19 protein-coding genes and 4 pseudogenes are annotated in these 16668 nt (G+C 63.0%); 10 read left to right on the top strand and 13 right to left on the bottom strand.

Translation table 11 applies throughout. The features are described 5' to 3' along the window. The first annotated feature begins 181 nt into the window (after positions 1-181). Positions 182-766, top strand: coding sequence for a recombinase family protein (locus ASPU41_RS21055; protein ID WP_069953025.1), 585 nt, complete (start codon positions 182-184; stop codon positions 764-766). Between the two features lie 137 nt (positions 767-903). Here ASPU41_RS21055 and ASPU41_RS21050 read toward each other — a convergent pair. The 10 genes and pseudogenes from ASPU41_RS21050 to ASPU41_RS22390 all read right to left on the bottom strand — a co-directional run. Next, positions 904-1122 (bottom strand): annotated as a pseudogene (locus ASPU41_RS21050) (AAA family ATPase); the annotation flags it as partial. A 422-nt stretch (positions 1123-1544) separates the two neighbouring features. Beyond that, positions 1545-2339 carry a hypothetical protein gene (locus ASPU41_RS21045; RefSeq protein ID WP_069953023.1) on the bottom strand — a complete coding sequence of 265 codons (795 nt, stop codon included), beginning with the start codon at positions 2337-2339 and terminating at the stop codon, positions 1545-1547. 34 nt (positions 2340-2373) lie between these two features. Then, positions 2374-3396, bottom strand: a complete 1023-nt coding sequence (locus tag ASPU41_RS21040; protein ID WP_069953022.1) for a type IV toxin-antitoxin system AbiEi family antitoxin — start codon at positions 3394-3396, stop codon at positions 2374-2376. Between the two features lie 569 nt (positions 3397-3965). Next, positions 3966-5167, bottom strand: a protein-coding gene (locus tag ASPU41_RS21035) for an IS3 family transposase (RefSeq protein ID WP_157357179.1) whose coding sequence is annotated in 2 segments (ribosomal slippage) — positions 3966-4915 and positions 4915-5167 — 1203 coding nt in all. Because the reading frame shifts where the segments join, the coding sequence is not laid out codon by codon here. 72 nt (positions 5168-5239) lie between these two features. Further along, on the bottom strand, positions 5240-5686 hold the full coding sequence (locus tag ASPU41_RS21025; RefSeq protein WP_069953020.1) for a cupredoxin domain-containing protein: 447 nt from the start codon (positions 5684-5686) through the stop codon (positions 5240-5242). Positions 5687-5731: 45 nt separating this feature from the next. Next, positions 5732-6343: a hypothetical protein gene (locus tag ASPU41_RS21020; protein ID WP_231941621.1), complete on the bottom strand. Its 612-nt coding sequence runs from the start codon at positions 6341-6343 to the stop codon at positions 5732-5734. Between the two features lie 76 nt (positions 6344-6419). Continuing rightward, complete coding sequence (locus tag ASPU41_RS21015) at positions 6420-7121, bottom strand: sortase domain-containing protein (RefSeq protein ID WP_069953018.1); 702 nt, start codon at positions 7119-7121, stop codon at positions 6420-6422. Positions 7122-7145: 24 nt separating this feature from the next. Then, positions 7146-7919, bottom strand: coding sequence for a CHRD domain-containing protein (locus ASPU41_RS21010; RefSeq protein ID WP_069953017.1), 774 nt, complete (start codon positions 7917-7919; stop codon positions 7146-7148). 206 nt (positions 7920-8125) lie between these two features. After that, positions 8126-8605, bottom strand: a complete 480-nt coding sequence (locus ASPU41_RS21005) for a hypothetical protein (RefSeq protein WP_197515887.1) — start codon at positions 8603-8605, stop codon at positions 8126-8128. Beyond that, positions 8602-9003 carry a cupredoxin domain-containing protein gene (locus ASPU41_RS22390; protein WP_083266752.1) on the bottom strand — a complete coding sequence of 134 codons (402 nt, stop codon included), beginning with the start codon at positions 9001-9003 and terminating at the stop codon, positions 8602-8604. Before ASPU41_RS22390 ends, ASPU41_RS21005 begins: the two co-directional genes overlap by 4 nt. A gap of 234 nt (positions 9004-9237) precedes the next feature. On the opposite strand from ASPU41_RS22390, the gene ASPU41_RS20995 reads away from it, so the two are divergent. The 3 genes and pseudogenes from ASPU41_RS20995 to ASPU41_RS23635 all read left to right on the top strand — a co-directional run bounded on the left by ASPU41_RS20995 (position 9238) and on the right by ASPU41_RS23635 (position 10429). Further along, positions 9238-10074, top strand: coding sequence for an alpha/beta fold hydrolase (locus ASPU41_RS20995; RefSeq protein ID WP_069953016.1), 837 nt, complete (start codon positions 9238-9240; stop codon positions 10072-10074). A gap of 82 nt (positions 10075-10156) precedes the next feature. Next, positions 10157-10228 (top strand): annotated as a pseudogene (locus tag ASPU41_RS23640) (hypothetical protein); the annotation flags it as partial. A 9-nt stretch (positions 10229-10237) separates the two neighbouring features. Then, a complete protein-coding gene (locus ASPU41_RS23635; protein WP_231941617.1) occupies positions 10238-10429 on the top strand; it encodes a hypothetical protein in 192 nt (63 codons plus the stop codon). 295 nt (positions 10430-10724) lie between these two features. Here the strand turns inward: ASPU41_RS23635 and ASPU41_RS22900 are convergent. After that, a pseudogene (locus ASPU41_RS22900) lies at positions 10725-11407 on the bottom strand (ferritin-like domain-containing protein); the annotation flags it as partial. A gap of 139 nt (positions 11408-11546) precedes the next feature. On the opposite strand from ASPU41_RS22900, the gene ASPU41_RS22895 reads away from it, so the two are divergent. Both ASPU41_RS22895 and ASPU41_RS20980 read left to right on the top strand, forming a co-directional pair. After that, entirely contained in the window at positions 11547-11741 is a 195-nt protein-coding gene (locus ASPU41_RS22895) for a hypothetical protein (RefSeq protein WP_157357177.1), read from the top strand. A gap of 204 nt (positions 11742-11945) precedes the next feature. Beyond that, positions 11946-12121: pseudogene (locus ASPU41_RS20980) on the top strand (CsbD family protein). Positions 12122-12346: 225 nt separating this feature from the next. Here ASPU41_RS20980 and ASPU41_RS20975 read toward each other — a convergent pair. Next, positions 12347-12955: a recombinase family protein gene (locus tag ASPU41_RS20975; protein ID WP_069953014.1), complete on the bottom strand. Its 609-nt coding sequence runs from the start codon at positions 12953-12955 to the stop codon at positions 12347-12349. A gap of 285 nt (positions 12956-13240) precedes the next feature. On the opposite strand from ASPU41_RS20975, the gene ASPU41_RS20970 reads away from it, so the two are divergent. From ASPU41_RS20970 to ASPU41_RS20955, 3 genes are all read left to right on the top strand, one after another. After that, positions 13241-13678, top strand: a complete 438-nt coding sequence (locus ASPU41_RS20970; protein WP_069953013.1) for a hypothetical protein — start codon at positions 13241-13243, stop codon at positions 13676-13678. 600 nt (positions 13679-14278) lie between these two features. Next, the gene (locus ASPU41_RS20960; RefSeq protein ID WP_069953011.1) at positions 14279-14884 is read left to right on the top strand and encodes a DNA-binding protein; all 606 of its coding nucleotides are present in this window, start codon (positions 14279-14281) and stop codon (positions 14882-14884) included. Positions 14885-15113: 229 nt separating this feature from the next. Further along, a complete protein-coding gene (locus ASPU41_RS20955; RefSeq protein WP_083266751.1) occupies positions 15114-15404 on the top strand; it encodes a helix-turn-helix domain-containing protein in 291 nt (96 codons plus the stop codon). A gap of 344 nt (positions 15405-15748) precedes the next feature. On the opposite strand, the gene ASPU41_RS20950 is transcribed toward ASPU41_RS20955, so the two are convergent. Next, the gene (locus tag ASPU41_RS20950) at positions 15749-16051 is read right to left on the bottom strand and encodes a hypothetical protein (RefSeq protein ID WP_069953009.1); all 303 of its coding nucleotides are present in this window, start codon (positions 16049-16051) and stop codon (positions 15749-15751) included. A gap of 223 nt (positions 16052-16274) precedes the next feature. Here ASPU41_RS20950 and ASPU41_RS20945 point away from each other — a divergent pair, with 223 nt between their 5' ends. After that, on the top strand, positions 16275-16667 hold the full coding sequence (locus ASPU41_RS20945; protein ID WP_197515886.1) for a MobC family plasmid mobilization relaxosome protein: 393 nt from the start codon (positions 16275-16277) through the stop codon (positions 16665-16667). The last annotated feature ends 1 nt before the right edge of the window (position 16668 follow it).

Raw genomic sequence — 16668 nt, 5'->3', positions numbered from 1 at the left:
CGGACGGTGACTACGTTGAGAATCACCCCCAACTGGAGACGAGTGCAGAGGACTTCAGAAATTCCGTGCAGACCACTTCGGAAAATGACAGAATCGGCGCGTTTCCGTAGCCCTTCGATTCCCGTAAGACCCGCCCGCAAATATGCCCGGTGAAGGGGGGACAACCGGTACATTCAAAACCATGACCGGACTGCTAATCGGATACGCGCGTGTATCCACCAACGACCAAGACCTCACCGCCCAAAAGAATGCCTTGGTTGCCCTTGGGGTGGCGCCGGAGAAGACATTCACCGACCAGGGCCTCACCGGCGCCAACCGGGCGCGTCCCGGACTCAGGGAAGCGTTGGCTGCCTGCCGGGACGGGGACACCCTGGTTGTGACCAAACTCGACCGCCTTGCCCGGTCGCTGCGCGATGCGAAGGACATTGTCGATGAGCTCACCCGCCGTGAAGTCAAGCTCAGCATCGGCGGCTCCGTCCATGACCCGACCGATCCCGTGGGCCGACTCCTCTTCAATGTCCTGGCCATGGTCGCGGAATTCGAAGCCGACCTGATCCGGGCGCGTACCCGGGAAGGCATGGCCGTTGCCAAGGCAAAGGGCCGGCTGCGGGGGAAGCAACCCAAGCTCTCCAAGAAGCAGGAAGCCCACCTGGTCTCGGTCCACCGAGCCGGGACACACACGACGGCGGAACTTGCCGAACTCTTTGCCGTCGCCCGTTCAACCGTTTACCGTGCCATCAAACGCGCGGGCGACGCCACCGGTTAGATCCGCAAAATTTTACCGTTCACACCGGAAACCACACCTATCCACCGTTAGCGTGAATTTCCGTACCGATCCTCCTCAGACCCCAACTCGACGAGAATCTCAGGTGGGGCAGGAGACTCACCAGCTGCGATGGCCGCGAAATACTCAGCCACCATGTCCTGGTTGAACCAGAATGGGTTCAGCTCTTCCTCAGCGCGTCGGCCGTTTACCCGACCTGTCAGAGCGAGTGAGATTGCCTCCAACAGCGTCGACTTTCCGGCCTCGTTGCCACCGACGACGATATTCAGGCCCGCATTCGGTTCCATTTCGAAATCGCGGAACAAGCGGTATCCACGGACGATTATTCGTTCTATCACTTCTCGGTGACCCCCACCACTAGTTTTGGTTGAGGCGTGATGGCAGCCCCCACACAACTTTAGATCAGCATCAGACAATATGCCGTCGGCACCGTCAGTTAGACCTCGGCATGCCGGGCCCCGGCTAGGGAGGGAGCAGGCGCGCGTACGGTCAGCCTCAAGTTCAATAACAAAGTTAGTCAATTGGTCTCATTAACGATCCTTTATCAGGACCGGAGGGCCGGCCAAGCGGGGCCCGGCCGAAGCCCAGCATTCGCGGCGGTTCCAAAACCCAGGCTCATCTCACCAATGCGTCTCACCCTGGTTTTTCTCAGCAAAAGGGACTTCGGCCTTTTACGACCATCGAACCGCGCAAGACCACTTTCGCTGGTGATGGTTACAGGGGCTGAACCCGAGCAGATCAAGGAATCCGAACTGTCAGGTCAATCGTTGTGTCCCTGGCTTTGGACAGCTGAGAGTGTAGCGTGGATCGCATCGAAATACTGAAGTCTGGTGCTATAGTCCCGGGCCTTCGCCGAGGCGAGGAATCTGTCGTTTCGTTCAGATGATGCCATGAGTTTCCGGCTGTCGGGGTTCCAGAGGGTCCCCAGCTGGGCGGCAAGGTCGTCCCCGATGGTGGCGCGGATGTGTCTGCCCAACAGATATGTGGAGGCCAGATCCTGGTCAAAGTTGGCCAGCTCGAAAAGGTCGGCGTCCTTTTCGTAGTCGTAGAGGGAGTCGTTGAGGCCAGGGCTGTTCTGGTACCACATACATACGTAGCTGAGGTCCCGGGCATGCTTCGTCCATCCCAGGGCTCCCTTGTCCACCCAGGCCTTGATTTTCAACGCAGCATAGCCGGCGGCCGTCGGCACCCGAACTTCAATGCCCTCAGGCAACCGGTACAGTTCGGCTCCGTCAAAGACTTCCTGAAATGCGAAGACGTCCACGGTGTGTCCGTCGGGGTGGGGAACGGCTGTTCCCGACGGGTTCTCGATCCCTCCAAAGGGTATGAGGTCAACGGACCACTTATCGATGCGAAAGCGAATCCGGGTGTCTCCCTCAGGTTCAAGGTTCGTTATGACCGACTGGTAGGCGAAACGGTCCGGAACGGCGATGGCAATGTCTATGTCCGTGGTGCTGGCCAGCTCCGAGTGAAATCCCAAACCCCGGTGGATAAGGTCACGTGCCGAAGCGCCGACAAGCATGATCGGCTCACCCGGTTTGGCGGTGATGTCCATAACGCTCCGCAGGACAGTGCACAAGGGACCGAACTCATGAGCGGAATATGCGGACAAGTCGCTCATCGTGCTCCTTCAGTATTAGGGCGGCATCGCGCTGTCGGGGTTCCCCGCTGGCGAGCAGATCGGCGTATACGAGAGTGCTGGGAACGGTCGGCAGGTTCCCGGCCAATGTCGGGGCTTCGATGTCGAGACTGCTCGGATCCGTCCAGAACTTGTGTCTGACGAAGACATTCGGATGCTCATCCCTGCGCCACTTATTGACGACGGCCATGCGGGGTGTGAACTCTTCGACATAGACGGTCAAGCTTGATGGATTCAGCAGTTCGGGAAGGGCGCTTTCTCCGCTGACTTCCATCCCTGGCGCCAATGGCCCATGAAGACCCGGTTCAGATGATCTGAAGGCCTCCAGCGACAGCCGCGGGGCCAATTGATGAGGATAGGTCATGACCCATTGCTCGAAGAGATCGCGTTGCCTCAACAGCTGCGGGCCAGGCCCGACTGAGAGATATTCCTCTCGTTGTAAGAGCTTTAGAGTCTCCTGGGCAAGACCCACTGAAACCCCGGACAGCGTGCTGATCTCCCTGATCGTCAGGCGCGGGACGTACGGCCAGGTCAGCAGAACGAACAGCAGACGCGACCTGCGTGCGCTGAACAGATTCACTCCCGAGGCGGAAACGCCGGCCCCTGCGTCCTTCCTCTCGGGAGTTCGGCGGCTCACGCGGCGGCCTCGTACGTCGATATAGACGTTCCCGAACGCAATGAAGGCATTACCGGCCTCATCCACGAAATTCAGATTCTGTGCCCGATATCCTCTGGCCTGCCTTTCGTCGATGTAGCCCTGGGCAATCAGGGGCTTGGCCTGATTCTCCGAGGGAATGACTCGTTGCGTCAGAGCATCATCCAGGATCACAAACTTCTGGCGTTCGGCTTCCCGCTGCAGTGTGAGAAGCGGGTGCTCGAACGCGGGGCGGGTCCAACCGGTGTCTTCCACGCGTACGTCGATGCCGTACTGGGTCAGATGTTGAACGATGATGTTGATACGACTTTCCAGCATCTTCCCTCCTCTGTTCGACTTGATTGAACATTCACTGTAATTGAATCTTCATAAAAAGTGAACGCGGTACCTCGGGGCCGGACGAGCAGGCCCCGCCCGCTGACGTGTGTCGCGTGCAACCGGCTGCCAATGGGTTGGGGCTTGAGGACCAATGCTCGGGAAAGTCACGCTAAGCCGGTGGGGCCCGGTAGCCGAGGTTCTGATCGGCATCGCTGTTACGCCGGGCCACATCGCTGGGGTGGGGTGTCGTCCGATGTTTGTTGTGTAGAGGTGATCGTGGAGCGCGGGGCCTGAAGCAGGTCGGCGACGCGCTGGACGGTGTGGTCCGAGGCATCGAACGGTCACTGGTTGGAGACTGAACCGGAGTCGGTTGCGATCACCGCGCCGTTTCGCGACGAGGTCCGGATCGGCGTCGTTTGGGAAAAAACCGCTCCAACACCGACTGGACGGGGGCCTGCTCCTTGAATCGCCCGTACGGGGCATCCTTGGCCGCAGTCAAAGCTGCACAAGGAGGCACTCTGGTGTTATGCGCTCGTCAAGTTCTTGAGACAGTCTGATGTGTTTTTCTTCTATGCCGCAGCCAGTTGGCGGCGGTCTTGGTAAGCGGCCAGAGCTGCGGCCGGTTGTAATCCTCCGTTGTGGGAGTGGGGCCGTCGCCGGTTGTACCAGGATTCGATATATTCCATCACCGCGGTGCGCGCGGCGAGGTGGTTGTCGAAGTGCTGCTGGTAGTACATTTCCGTCTTCATATGGGAGAAAAACGACTCCGCCACGGCATTGTCCCAACACACACCCACGGCTCCCATCGACTGGGTAACCCCGTTCGTGGAGCACCACTTCTGGAAGTCTCCAGAGGTGTATTGCGCGCCTCTGTCCGAGTTGAAAATCGCCCCGTTCGCGTCCAGATGGCCGTGGTCGCGAGCCATCGTCAGGGCGTCGATGATCAGGCTGGTGCGCATGTGAGAAGCCATCGACCAGCCGACGATCATTCGCGTGGACAAGTCGATGACGGTCGCCAAATACAGCCATCCCGACCCTGTTCGCAGGTAGGTGATATCGCCGCAGAGCCTGGTCCCGGGGACCAGGGAGGTGAAATCGCGCTTCCCGTTCTTGTCGAGCATGTGGTTCTTGATGTGCTCGGTTCGGGCGTCGGGGTCAACGGTCGTGGTTTTCTTCCACGCCCGCATCCTGACAGCCCGCAGGCCGCGGTCGGTCATTATCGACCCGACGGTGCCCGTGGCGATGCTGACGCCTTCCTGCCCCAAAAGCGTGGTGATCTGGTCCCTCCCGGCCTTACCTTTCTCTCGGTCGTAGACGCGGACCACGTGCGCGTCGAGCTCGTCATGGCGCACCTGAGTTTTCGTGGGTTCTGCCGGGAGCAGCCAGCGGTAGAACGAGGCCCGGGAGACCTTGAGCTTGTGGCACATCCAGTCGATCGGGAAAGTGGCCTTCTCCGCACTGATAAACATGAAGTAGTCGCTTATCGTTGCTTCGCAGCGAAGAAGGCGCTGACTTTTCCCAAGAATTCGATCTCCCGTTTCAACTCGGCGTTCTCGGCTTGCAACGCCTTGTACTTCGCCCACTCGACCGGGCCAGGGTCCTTCGCGCCAGCATCGGGATGCTCCTCTTTCCAGACCCGGACCCAGTTCCCCAGCGTCCCCTCCACGACCCCAATCTCGGGTGCCACCTGCGCAATCGGCCGGCCCGATGAAACCACCAGTTCCACGGCCTCGGCCCGGAACTCGGCACTGAACTTACGACGATTCGTCATGAAACAGATCCTCCTAACGCCTGTCTCAAATCACTGTACGGGCGCATTAGGCAGCGGAGGTCTTGTGGGGTGTCATTTCACCGTGAGTGTGCCGTGCATGTTGCCGTGGAAGCTGCAGTGGTAGGGGTAGGTGCCGGGTTTGGTCGGGGCGGTGAAGGTGCCGGCGCCGGGTTTGATGTTCGCGTCGAACGCGGCACCGGTGTCGGCGGTGATGGTGTGCGTTTCGATGTCCTCGTTGGTGACGGTGATCTCGGTTCCGGGGCTGACGGTTTCGGCTCCCTGGTATGTGAAGCCCTTGATCAGGATTTTTGTCGAGGCCGCCGCGGCGGTTGAAGAGGCCGGGCTGGGGGTGGGGGGAGTTGTTTCAGTGGTGGGGGCCGATGTTGGCTGTTCTGCCGCTGGTGGTGTTGCTGTCGTGCCGGGCCCGGACGTGCCGGGGTTCCCGCAGCCGGAGAGAGCCAGCGCCGCCGCTGCTGCGGCGAGTCCGAGCGCCCGGGTTGTTCTGATGTTGGCGGTCATGATGAAACCTTTCGTTGGTTCCGGGGTGGTGGTGCGGGGGGTGTGTCAGGGGTGTTCGATCCAGCAGGCGAGGATGGTGGTGGAGAGCTGGTAGGCCAGGGCGTTCCTGGTGATGTTGTCCGGTCCGATGGTGGCGGGCAGGTCGGTGGCGTCCACGTGCAGGATGAAGTTGTCTTTTTGGAAAATGGCTGAGCCGTCGGCGGTTTCATAGGCCGGGAATCCCAGATTCGGGAGGCCTTCGATGGGTTTGGCTTCTTTCGCGAGGGCCTGCATCGCGTCGAAGTATTTCAGTGCCGAGGCCTTGTCGGCGGCTTCCTGGACGGAGATTACCAGTGACCCTTCGTTCAGGTGGTAGGTGCAGGTGAAGGTGTTGTTAGCCCAGTCGTTGATGGTGTGGGGGTCCGAGTCCAGGTCCAGGATGGAGGTGAGCCTGTCTTTTGGCTGGTCTCCGCAGACCATCAGGGCAGCGTCACTGGGACCGTCTTTGGTGGCGCCGGGCGAGGACGTTCCCCCGCGCTGATGCCCGTCGCCGTGGCCGGCGGTGTTCCCTGCCTCGGGCTTAGCTGCGGACGGGGCCGGCGTCGAAACCTCCGACGGCGCGGACACGGAACCGGCAGCGGCTGCGCAGCCGGAAAGCAGCAGAGCGGATAAGGCCACGGAGGCCAGCAATGGCTTGTGATGTTTCACAGCTTCTCCATCCTGGCCGCCCCGTGTTGCGGGTCAGCGGCCGTTGTCAGGCTTTGAGTTTGGCGTAGATGACGTAGTTGTCATCGAAGAGCCCGGTGGCGGGGTCGTAGCCGTCGCAGGTAATCAGCCGGAGTTCGGCTCCCGGTGTGTTGCCGTAGACCTCGAGGGTGGGGAATTGGTTCTTGCTGTAGAGGGCTCCGCGGTCAACGGTGAACACGGCGGTGCTGCCGTCGGTTCGGGACACGTTGATCTCGTCGCCGTTTTTGAGCTTCTGCAGGTCCGCGAAGACTCCGGTATTCCCGCCGAGGGCGTTCACGTGGCCGAGCATCACCGAGGGGCCGCTTTCCCCGGGGGTGGGGGAGCCGTTGTACCAGCTGGCGGGTGCGCCGCTGCCGGTATCCTGCGGTACTTCCAGGGAGCCGTTCTCGCGCAGCCCCAGATGGAGAAGATCCGTCTGGACCCTGATCGAGGGAATGCTGAGGGTGACGGGAGCGGAAGCGCCGGGCACCGGTGGAAGCTGCTTTGCGGGCGGGGCCTCTGCGGGGGCGGGGGGTGGTGTGGCTGCAGTTGCCGGGGGAGGGGCGGTCGGGGTGGCCGAGGCCGACGCCGAGGTTGCAAGGGAAGCGGGAGGAGCGGACCCGGCATCGGCGGTTCCGGCGGCGCAGCCGGCCAGGGACAGCAGGAGCAGAACCCCGGCCGCCACGGAGGCCGGGAGGCCTCCGTGGCGGCCGGGGTTCTTGGTTCTCACTGTAGTGATCCGTTCAATCGGTGCTTAGGCTGCCGTGCCGGCGTTGCGGCGGCGGCGCACGACGTAGGCTCCGCCGGCGAGGGCGACGAGGACGAGGCCGCCGCCGAGGGCGAGGGCTCCGGTGTCGGTGCCGGTTTCCTGGGTGACGCCGGTGTCAGCGCCGCCTGCGGGCATTTTCATCTGCCCGGCCTTCAAGGTCCCGCACAGGGCGGGGGAGGTAGCTGCCAGCGGAAGGCTCGGAACGATGTCGCTCTTCGCCGCCTGGGCGGCAGTGCTCAGCGTGGCCGGGTCCAGGCCGTGGACGACGACAACCGCGGTTCCTGCTTTCAGGGATGCCTGGGTCTCGGCGTTCAGTTCGAACGTGCGGTCGACGGTGTAGGACGCGCCCTGGCCGGCGAGCTTAAGATCCGTACCGGCTGCCGGGCTGGTGTCGCCACTGGTCGAGAGCGTGGTCTGGATGGGGCCGTAGGCCGGGTCACCCTCGGTGGTGGAGATGACCTTGTCGCCGTCCTTATCGGCCGAGGGTGCGGGGCAAACACCCTGCTTGCCGCCGTGGATGTGCTGGACGTGCGGGTACGGGGCGTCCATGAAGGTTGCGGGCATCCCCGAAACTTTCAGGACGACGTGGGCCTGGTTGCCGGTGACATCAACGGTGATGGTGCCCGAGCCTGCACTGCCGTTGAGCTGACCCAGGGTGGACTGGTAGGACTGGTCCGCGGCCATTGCCGGGGAGCCGGAAAGGGCCAGTGCGGCCAAAGCGAGAGTAGGTACTGCCATAAAGCGGAGTGTCTTATTCATTTGAAATATCTCCTCTTACACGCGCGTGTGATTTTGACGACGTCCCAAAGTAAGGGACACAAGCACTTCGAAGCCAAACATCAAAAGGATGGACAAACAAGTGATATGGACCACAATAATTTGATAATCGCAGTTTGAGTTGAACCCGGTGTGAGCCGGGCAGGCCACGGAATGACGTTTACAAGGCCGCAACTTCCGGAGCTTGCTCAGGCGTGCGACGGGCCGTGACGCCCGCGCCTCTGTGTGGCTGATCCGAACCGCGCTCCTCGCCGTTGCAGGGCAAAGCCGGTCAGAGCCAGCCCTCCGGCGACGGCTTCAGCGACGGCAGTGATGACCTTGGCCGTGTACCAGACGGGTTCGTACATCCCCGGCAGCGGCCCGAGGGCAGGGACCTGAACATACCGGTAAAGAATGACAGCGGCCAGCGAAGACACCCCTACGATTGCAGCGGCAGCGAAAGCTGTCCGGGAACCTTTCAGCAGCACAAACACCGCCACCAGGGCTGCGGCTCCGGCCTGAACCAGGAACAGGGTGCCCTGACCAATGCCCCCCGGTGCGGCCTGCTGATAACCGGGTGCAAGCTGGACATGGATCACCGCACTGACCACCAGGCCCGCTGCGACAGAGATCCGCAAGACCCAGAGAGGACGCGTCCGTTCAGCAGGTTTCAGGTCTACTGGGCTCATCTTACGACCAGCGTCCCGCTCATCTGCGGGTGAAAAGTACAGGTAATCCCATATTCAGCGGGGTCCTGCGGCGCCTCGAAAACCACCGTCCCGCCGGCCTGGACCTCAACGTCGAACCCGCCTTCACTCTTGGCCGTGAGTGTGTGCGGGGCGCTGTCCGCGTTCGTCACCGTCACCATCACCCCCGGCTTCACGGACGCCGGAACCTCAAACGCGAAGTCCCTGATCGTAATAGTCGCCTCACCGGCCGGTGCCGAAGCATCAGCTGACGGGCCAGAAGCGGTGCTGCTGGCCGGAGGCGGCGTGGTGGCAGAGCCCCCGCCCGAACCGGCGCATCCTGTGATGCCGGCCAACGACACAGCCGCAGCTACGATCAGGACCTTGTTGATCATTCTCATGAGAATCCCTTCAGGGATGTGTCCTCAACACGCCGGACGGCGCGCCCATCAGTAAACCACCCCGCACACCCTATTCGTCACCCCCGCCCTCACGGACTGCCCCCGCAGCCCCCTAAACAGGCCGGCCATGCCCGGAGGACGTTTTCCGATGGTGAAAGCCAGCATGCTGATGGTCTGTGTAGGCTGGCCCCATCCGGCGCACTACACACCGCATTTCACATCGAAGGGTGAGTCATGACTGAAATTACTGCACATCACGGATTGTTCAAGGACACCAACCTGCACGTCGATGACACCGGCGGGCCGGGGCGCCCGGTGGTCCTGATCCACGGGTGGCCGCTGTCGGGGGAAGCGTTCCAGGCCCAGGTTCCGGCCCTTCAGGGCGCCGGATACCGGGTCATCACCTATGACCGGCGCGGTTTTGGCCGCAGCGACAAACCCAGGGCCGGGTACACGTACGACACCCTGACCGAGGACCTGCACGCACTGCTGGAGCAGCTTGACCTCAACGAGGTCACCCTGGTCGGTTTCTCCATGGGCGGGGGCGAGGTCGCCCGCTACTTCACCCGGTACGGTGCCGAGCGGCTGCGCAGCGTGGTCTTCGCCTCTGCCGTCCCGCCCTACCTGATGCAGACCGAGGACAACCCTGACGGTCCCCTGACCAAGGACGCGGCCGCGAAGATGACCGCTGACCTGACCAAGGATGAAGATGAGTTCTATGACGGATTTACCCGCACGTTCTTCTCCGTCAACGGAGAACTCATGGTCAGCGAAGGCCAGCGCCAGGACGCCCTCGCGTTATGTAAGCAGGCAGACAAGAAAGCAGCCCTTGCCTGCATGGCCGCCTTCGGCGCGACGGACTTCCGCGATGACCTGCTCAAAGTGACCGTCCCGGCACTCGTGCTCCACGGCGACGGCGACGCCACCGTCCCATTCGCGGGATCCGGCCAGCGCACCCACGCGACCCTGGCCGGCAGCGAACTGCATGTCATCGCCGGCGGACCGCATGGATGCAATGTCAGCCACCCCGAGGAATGGAACAAAACACTGATCCAATTCCTGGCGAAATAGCCCCTAATACGGCGGGGACCGGGCTGTCCGCGCCGTCGGGCGGCTCCAACTTCATCAGCGCCCGAGTGTATCTGTCCTTTGTATCCTGGCCGGGCTGGTCAAGGGCAAGCGGCTCGTCAAGAGCTGGCGCATCACGGTCTTCCTGGTTTGTCTCTTCGCCGTCATGGCCGCGCCCGGCCCGGACGCCATGAGCATGTTCTACCGTGCCGGTCCCATGCTGGCGCCGTTCTTCGCGGCCATCGGGCTGTGCCTGCTGAACGACCGCAACCGCGAGCAGCGGACAGCTAAGCGCACAACGGAAACCGCAGCCACAGCGGACCAGACAACTCCAGGCTCCGAGCTGGAGAATCTCTAGCCATTGGTGCCCGGGACTGGCACCATGCCGGCCCGGGCCGGGACGCCGGCCCAAACGCTCTCGCGTCAGTCCCCGGGGCGCCGCCACCAACCAGAACGTATCGGCGCAATCGATGCGTACCTCCCTCCGGCCAGGGAGCGCCGGGCCGAGGACACGCCTACTCGACGCGCAGGCCAGCGCCTGACGCTGACCGGGGCGACGCGCTTGCCGTGGGGCAGGGAGTCCACGGACTACGCCGTCAGGAACCGCTAGGAGTGTGCCTTCCGCGGTCCGGGCGTTTGCGGAGGGTGCTGGGTCAGGAGCTGGCGGCGCTTCGGTTGATGTCGCCGTTGACGCCCTTGGGGAAGAACCCGCCTGCTTTTGCTGCCTTGGAGGTGAGGTAGGCGATGTTCAGGACCTGTCCGGGGCTGCGGCTGAAGGCAATGCCGTTCGCGTCGGTCGGGACGAGGTTGGCAGTGTCTTTGGTGCCGATCCCCTGGTCGAGGTCGGTGGATCCGTCGAGGCTGTTCCGGGCATCAGAGATCGCTTGGGCGGGCGCCTGCAGATCACGTGCGTACAGGGTGGTTCTGATGATGCCGGCGTGGTAGGCCTCGACGGCGAGGATCCCGGCGGCGGCTTCGAGGTAGGTTTTGTTATCGATCAGCGGGGCTGCTCCTTTGTATGCCGTGACGCCGACGTCTTCGAAGATGAACGCGCCGAGAAGGAAGCTGGCCTCGTCGGCGAAGGGGTTGAACTTCTGGCCTGCTTTGATCAGGCCCGCGGCCATTGCGGCGGCGGTGAAGCTGGCTTCCAGGTCAATCTGGGGCCGGGAAAGAGCGGCTTTTCCGAGCGCGGTGCGGAGGAATTTGACGTGGGATTCCTCGTCCGCGGCAATTTCCTTGGCGTTTTTTCGATCAGGCTGCCTGCCTTGAACGGGACCTTCGCTCCGCCGGTGACGCCGCCTTTGCGGCCCTTGCCGTCCCCGACCCCCGTGTCCGGACGGGTCTGGTGCCCGGCAGTCAGAATCGGATGGTGCCGCCCGGTACCCCGCTGGCCGGCCCCGGGTGACGGGCGGCCCGGAATTGGCTCTTGCCCTGTACGGCTAGTGCCCGGGCTTGCCGGGTGGGACGATGCTTGTATGAGCGAGAGCACACATCCCGGCGCGGAAGGGACTTCTGGGGGCGGCGAGGAAAATCGTGACCAGGGTTTGGATAAGGAGAACCCGAAGAGGCCGATCACGCAGCCGATGCGCACCGTGGGCCAGCGTCGCCGGGATTCCGAGAAGAAGCTCGAGGACCACCAGCGCGAATCCCGGACAAAACCGCCGGACTGATGGGCGGTGCCGCGCGGACGCGAACGACGCCCGGCACGGGCAGTAAGCAGTGGCTGCATCTTCGGAGGACACCGGCGGTTGGACCGCCGTTCGCGGACAGCAAACCGGACGCCCGACCCGGCGGGGCGGTGTCCGGTGGTGGCTAGGATGGAAGGGTCAGCCGCCGGGGAGAGTCCGGCGGGAACGACCGGAAGGGTGATCCTCATGGGTGTGGACGACAAAATCGACAACACCGCCGAGAAGCTTGGCGGTAAGGGCAAGGAAGCTGCCGGGAACGCCACCGGAGATCACGACCTCAAAGCCGAAGGCAAGGTTGACCAGGGCAAGCTGACCTGAAGCAGGCCGGCGAAAAGGTCAAGGACGCCTTCAAGAAGGACTAGGCGCCCCAACACGAGAGTGCGGCAAAGGGCACGGCCCGACCACACCGGTCGGGCCGTGCCCTTCCCCTCCTCCGTCCATCGCGGCAGGTCGATGTTTTGTTGACACGATCAGTTATCGGCGTTCGGACCTATGTGACAACTGAACCGTCAGCAGTCGCCCCTCTGAAGGCGTCCCACAGCGACCGAACAGAACAGGGACGTTCCGCGCACGGCATGTGGTTGTGTTCAGGGAGTCTGGGCGGTGATCCATTGTCGGGCGTCGAGTTCGCCGACGCGCCGGTACAGCGTCGCCCGGGACATGCCCAGGTCAACGGCCACCTGGGTGGCGGGCTGCCCGGCGTCGATCAGGCGGCGGGCGTTCTCGATCTGGCTGTCGGTGAACCGTTCCCGGCGCCCGCCCAGGTCTCTGCCGGCGGCCCGGCGCTTGGACACTGAATCGGTGATCCGTTCCCGTTTGATCTCCAGTTCCATCTGCGCGAGGGCTGCCAGGACGGTGAAGACCATGCCGCCCATCGGCGTGCCCGTGTCCACGTCGCCGCCGCCGAGGTTCAGCACGCGAAGACCGATCCCTCGCTTTCGCAGCACTGTGGCCAGCTCCAGCATGTTGGCGGTGGAGCGCCCCAACCGGTCCAGCGTGGTGATCACCAGGGTGTCGCCCTCATGCAGGGCATCAAGAGCCATACCGAATGCCGGCCTCAATGCCCTGGCTCCGCTGACCCCATGGTCAATGTAGAGGTCATCCCGTCGCACTCCGGCAGCCCGCAGGTCCGCGATCTGCCGGTCGGTGTCCTGTGCCCGGGTCGATACCCGGGCGTATCCGATCAGCTTGCCCATTTTCGGCTCCAAAGTGTCCCGCAACAGTGGTTGACCATCGCAATTTTGCTTCCTACTTGCAGGACATAGTAGCAAGACACCAAGTTGCTTGAAGCGACAAGGGCATTGAAATGTCTCGACTCGTAGTCTTGCAACCCTAGGGATACGAGACGGAGGAGTGGTTGCGCTGGAGTCATCCCCGCTCGAGAGATGATCGGATCAACTCACCCGGCAACGACATCCGCAGCTCCTTGATTCACAGTGAATCAAGGAGCTAGACTAGAACCCACGAAGAAAGGAAAGCTGATGCTCACCATGGACAGCGGCCTCGCCGCAATGCATCGCCAGGCACTGCAGCGCCAGGCCCGGCAGCGCGTCGATCTGCTTGACGATCTTCGGGCGGTTCAGAATGTGGCCCAGCGGAACTTCAGCCAGCGGGAGATCGCCGAGGTTCTGGCAACCAGCCAAGCCAAAGTTCACCGCATGTTGAAGGCAATCGAGCGCAGGGAAGGAAACCTCGAGCTGGATCCCGAGGAGATAATCCTCCGCGCCTTCGCCTACGACACACCGCGGGAAGAACTCGTGGCCAAACTCAAGACCTTTGCCTACACCTTTGGCGAAGAGGCACCGTATCCGCATGAAGGACGCATCCCGGGCAGTTGGGATCAGGTCGTAGCTGCAGTAGCGCAGGGTCTTCTCAGTGAAGAAGAGTTCAACAACGTCAGGGCGGCCATTGGCCGCTGAAAGGGAAGAAATCCATTCCGCCCTCACTGACCTTTTCGCGCCCGGGGGTGCCCTCAATCAGCGACCGGACGAGTTGACCAAATACTTCGATGATCTGGCAATCGTACGAACAGCGCACGCGTACATGCAGCTGCAAAGCGACGTCTCGGCCGGTGGGCAAGCGGTCGTAGTGACGGCGGGCCCACCGGGAGCCGGCAAGACGGCAGCCCGCAAAACGATGTCCCTTGGCGGGTACCGGATTATCGACGCTGACATTGCAAAGGACCTGCTGCTCATAGAAGCTGAGCGGCAGGGATTACTGGCCTACCGGCACTCACACGTGCTGCAAGGGAAAACCAGGAGGGGCCGGCGCCCAGTGCGCCGGCCCCTCCGCTTTTAAGAGATCCGCGCTCGGGCATGTGTGGCCGCTTCGTCGCCCCCCTGATAGAGGACGGACTCCTCGGGCTCATCGGCCCCGGCTCAGGCATGCGCTTACCCTCCCCTCAGGAGAGGGCCTCACTGTGGGCGTCTTGGCAGATATCCGGGGCTGGTAGTGGCGGGGAAAGCCGTAGGAGTAGTAGGATTACTACTACTCCTACTACTACCCCTGAGGTTGTCGCCGTGACGTTGAGTGTGAAAGACCGTGTGTTCGCTGCTGCGGAGCAGATCAGTGCCGAGCGACGGCCGACCGTGTCGACGGTGCGGGCTGCGGCGGGCGTGAGCAACGCCGATGCCACCCGCTACCTGAAGGAGTGGACGGAGGAGAAGCATGCCGCCGGGGGCCAGCTCGCCGCAGCGCCGGCCGCACTGCTGGAACAGGCCGCACGCCTGGCCGGGGCCTGCTGGGCCGAAGCGTCCGGGCTGGCCGACGAGCGCCATGCCGGCCTCCAAACGGCTTGGGCGCAGGAGAAGAAGGACCTGAACCTGGAGATCGCCGAACTCGTCGCGGACCTGGACAAAGTAAGTGCCGAGAAAGACTCTGCCGTCACAGAACTCACGGCCAGGATCACCGCGCTGGAGGCCCAGTTGGCGGCGACGGGGGAGCAGTTCGCCCTGGCCCAGACCGCTGCGCAGGATGCTACCCGGGAGGCAGCCGCGGCTCTCACCCGGCTGGCAGCCGCCGAGGCACGTACGAGCACCCTGCAGGAGGCACACGATGCCCTGCTGCAACGCATCACACCGCAGACCCCAGCAGAACCGAAGCAGGTCACCGGCGGGGAAGTTTAGGGCGGGCCCAGGGAGTCCCGGCTGCCCCGACCGGGCGCGGCATGCCTTTGACGCTGCGCACCGTCAGGGCCGCCACAGGCCCCTGGTGCAGGGCAGAGACCTGAACGCTGCGATCACGTACTTGCCCGCCATAAGCAGGAGGCTGTCTGGCAGGCAGCAGTTGGGGGACCGGATGAGGCAGAAGACAACGAGTGGACGAACTGCAACACCGGAACGAGGGCTAAACGCGATGGCACGAAACTCTGATGGGGGAGAGGTTGTCCCGGATCTGGAGCGTCCCGGGATGCAGTTCCTGAGGATGCTCACGCTGGCCCAGGTGAAGGAGATTCTGAACGTCGGAATGGCGACGGTTTATGCCCTGCTTGCATCCCAGGGACTCCGCGGAGTTCAACTCGGCGGGAGGCGCGTGTGGCGGGTGAGCGAGGCGGACGTAGCTGACTATCTGGAGCGGGCCTACGCCCAGACGAAGGCCCGCATCGAGGCCGGCCAAGTCGGTGAAGAGGAAGCCGCCGAAGACTGAACCGGTGCAACCATTTATTCGAGTGGCCGTCACGTTGACGCGACGGCCACTCGTGCGTCCCGGAGCCGATGGTCGCGTTGCCATTTGTCGTTCGGAGCTGAGAAAAGCCGGCCCCGTCTCGTGGTGATACGCGGCCGGCTGTCTTAGTCCGTGGGGAAGGTTGCCGGTCGTGCTGTACCGGCGCGATGGGCGGCTGTGCAGGATCGCCGGTCACCTGGGGTTCGTTGCCCGCCCGTGGTGACCTGGCGATGGTGTGCAGCCGGTCAGGTGGGCCCCCGTCGTCCAGGTGTGTGCGGGAAAAGCCCGGAGGAGTTAGCTTTTGCCGTGCACAGGTGGGCGAGGGGCTACTCCGCGGAACCGCCAGCCACGGGAGCCGACGCCGGTGCAGTTTTACGCCCACGGGGTCGCCCGCCGGCCTTCTTGGCTGGGGCGTCCAGGCCGAAGCCGCGCAGGTCGGATTCGGTCCAGTCTGCGCGGAGCGCCGCCTGGTAGTCCTTGGCGTACTTCTGTTCCGCTGCGGCGAGCAGCTGAGCAGCTTCCTGGACCTCGACACCGCTGGCAGCGGCCGTCTTTACGGCGCTGACCTTGGTATCCCGAGCGGCGTCAATCTTGGCGGCGGCTTTAGCGGCGATGTCGTTGATATCCATACCCCAAACCCTATCGGTCATCACCGACACCGGAAAGAGGGTTTTTGGTGACCAGGCGTGAAAGAGCAAAAACCCTCAAAGAAGACCGTCCGGAGCAAGCTATACACTTACACGGGTGTAAGTGGCTTGTCGCGCTCGACACTGGCGGTCGGGTGCGTCACACTGGTCAGTGTGGTCCCCGGTTCCGGGGTCGCTGCGCTGGGCCGTTGAAGGGATGGATTGAATGTCGGATGAGGGATTCGCTCACCGTTTCAATCTGTCGCGCCGCCGTCGGGAGAACACTCCGGCGGGGACAAAGAAGCGCCGTGACGTGTGGGTCACGGTCGAGGAAGAAGCGGCCCTTGTTGCGAAGGCCGAACGGGAGAAGGTTACTGTTCCGAACCTGCTGATTTCTTCGGCGCTGTCGGAGACCCACGAGACGACAACGGAACGTCGGGCCATTGGTGCGGAGCTGATGTCACTGCACAATCTGTTGGCCCGTTCCTCGAACAACATCAACCAGCTGGCGCGCCAGGCCAATGCCACTGGCGAGTTTCCCGCCGAGGCCCGCGAAGCGTTGAAGCACATCCGCTCCGTAGCCATGCGAATCGACGACGCCATTGACGGGTTGATGTAGG

The organism is Arthrobacter sp. U41, from assembly GCF_001750145.1.
In the GTDB taxonomy this organism is placed as follows: Bacteria; Actinomycetota; Actinomycetes; order Actinomycetales; family Micrococcaceae; genus Arthrobacter.
This window is presented reverse-complemented; position numbering and strand designations above follow the sequence as displayed.

Bases quoted from the DNA above. Each gene is read 5' to 3' on its own strand.
- ASPU41_RS21040 (WP_069953022.1), bottom strand. From the start codon at position 3,396: ATGCTGGAAAGTCGTATCAACATCATCGTTCAACATCTGACCCAGTAC.
- ASPU41_RS21010 (WP_069953017.1), bottom strand. From the start codon at position 7,919: ATGAATAAGACACTCCGCTTTATGGCAGTACCTACTCTCGCTTTGGCC.
- ASPU41_RS21045 (WP_069953023.1), bottom strand. From the start codon at position 2,339: ATGGACATCACCGCCAAACCGGGTGAGCCGATCATGCTTGTCGGCGCT.
- ASPU41_RS23635 (WP_231941617.1), top strand. From the start codon at position 10,238: ATGGCCGCGCCCGGCCCGGACGCCATGAGCATGTTCTACCGTGCCGGT.
- ASPU41_RS20975 (WP_069953014.1), bottom strand. From the start codon at position 12,955: ATGGGCAAGCTGATCGGATACGCCCGGGTATCGACCCGGGCACAGGAC.
- ASPU41_RS20970 (WP_069953013.1), top strand. From the start codon at position 13,241: ATGCTCACCATGGACAGCGGCCTCGCCGCAATGCATCGCCAGGCACTG.
- ASPU41_RS21025 (WP_069953020.1), bottom strand. From the start codon at position 5,686: ATGACCGCCAACATCAGAACAACCCGGGCGCTCGGACTCGCCGCAGCA.
- ASPU41_RS20950 (WP_069953009.1), bottom strand. From the start codon at position 16,051: ATGGATATCAACGACATCGCCGCTAAAGCCGCCGCCAAGATTGACGCC.
- ASPU41_RS21005 (WP_197515887.1), bottom strand. From the start codon at position 8,605: ATGAGCCCAGTAGACCTGAAACCTGCTGAACGGACGCGTCCTCTCTGG.
- ASPU41_RS22895 (WP_157357177.1), top strand. From the start codon at position 11,547: ATGAGCGAGAGCACACATCCCGGCGCGGAAGGGACTTCTGGGGGCGGC.
- ASPU41_RS20945 (WP_197515886.1), top strand. From the start codon at position 16,275: ATGTCGGATGAGGGATTCGCTCACCGTTTCAATCTGTCGCGCCGCCGT.
- ASPU41_RS20995 (WP_069953016.1), top strand. From the start codon at position 9,238: ATGACTGAAATTACTGCACATCACGGATTGTTCAAGGACACCAACCTG.
- ASPU41_RS22390 (WP_083266752.1), bottom strand. From the start codon at position 9,003: ATGAGAATGATCAACAAGGTCCTGATCGTAGCTGCGGCTGTGTCGTTG.
- ASPU41_RS20955 (WP_083266751.1), top strand. From the start codon at position 15,114: ATGGCACGAAACTCTGATGGGGGAGAGGTTGTCCCGGATCTGGAGCGT.
- ASPU41_RS21055 (WP_069953025.1), top strand. From the start codon at position 182: ATGACCGGACTGCTAATCGGATACGCGCGTGTATCCACCAACGACCAA.